Raw genomic sequence first — 854 nt, 5'->3', positions numbered from 1 at the left:
GCGGATGGCAGAGGCCCTGAGGTAGCTCGAAGGGAGGGGTGGGTCGAAAATCAATCGCAATCACCCCGCGACCGGCCTGCCAACAGGGAAAAGGGCGGCGCGATATTTGGGCGATAATCTTTTTTTCCTGAGGAAACGAGGCGGTTATGGGACGTAGAAAGGACGATCCGCACCTGCAAGCCGCCAAGGGCTTCCCCGGGAGGCGCAAGAAGCAGGTCGAGGCGGAGATCGCTGCGGCGGTTACGAGCGCGGAAGAGCCGACGCTCACCCCACATGAATTGCCGAGCTTTTTTTCTCACGCTCCCGCGCACTGGAAAGTGGCCATTGCCCTTTGGAACGACCTGGTGGCCGTATTGCGCGCCAGCGGTCGCTGGCGCCCGGGTTACCGGACGGCACTCGCGCGGTATTGCGCGCTGACCCAGAAGTGGACCGAGGCCATGGAGCAGCTGCGCCGCGACCTGCCGAAGGGTGGGGTAACGGTCAAGGTGACCAAGGGCGACGGCAACGAGGTGTTTCGCACGCATCCGAGTGTCGAATACATGCAGAAGGTGGGCGTGGAGCTGCGGCTCATGGAGCAGGAGTTCGGCTTTACACCTCGCGCCGACATGGACATGACCCGCGTCGAGACCTTCAATGCCGCGCAGGGCAGATTACCGCTTCATGGCGGCGGACCGCGCAATCCCAACGAAGGGCGAACCCCGGACGGCGACGAAGGCGGCGACGATCCCCTGTCGCTGATGTCGGATGCCGACAGTCGGCCGCCAGGCGCGAGGCCGAACTGACTTCGACCGCCCTGCCGGTTGGCTATGAGGGGCTGCCGGCGTGGCTCAAACAGGTCGAGAACGATCCGCGCT

Annotated in this window: 1 protein-coding gene; it reads left to right on the top strand. The window is 64.2% G+C overall.

Annotation, left to right across the window (positions count from 1 at the left end; genetic code table 11):
- Nucleotides 1-146 precede the first annotated feature (146 nt).
- A complete protein-coding gene (locus tag JP75_RS24910; protein WP_035088057.1) occupies nucleotides 147-782 on the top strand; it encodes a P27 family phage terminase small subunit in 636 nt (211 codons plus the stop codon).
- The last annotated feature ends 72 nt before the right edge of the window (nucleotides 783-854 follow it).

Source organism: Devosia riboflavina (assembly GCF_000743575.1).
Taxonomy (GTDB): domain Bacteria; phylum Pseudomonadota; class Alphaproteobacteria; order Rhizobiales; family Devosiaceae; genus Devosia; species Devosia riboflavina.
Note: the sequence above shows the minus strand (reverse complement) of the source record. Positions and strands in the feature narration are given on the sequence as shown.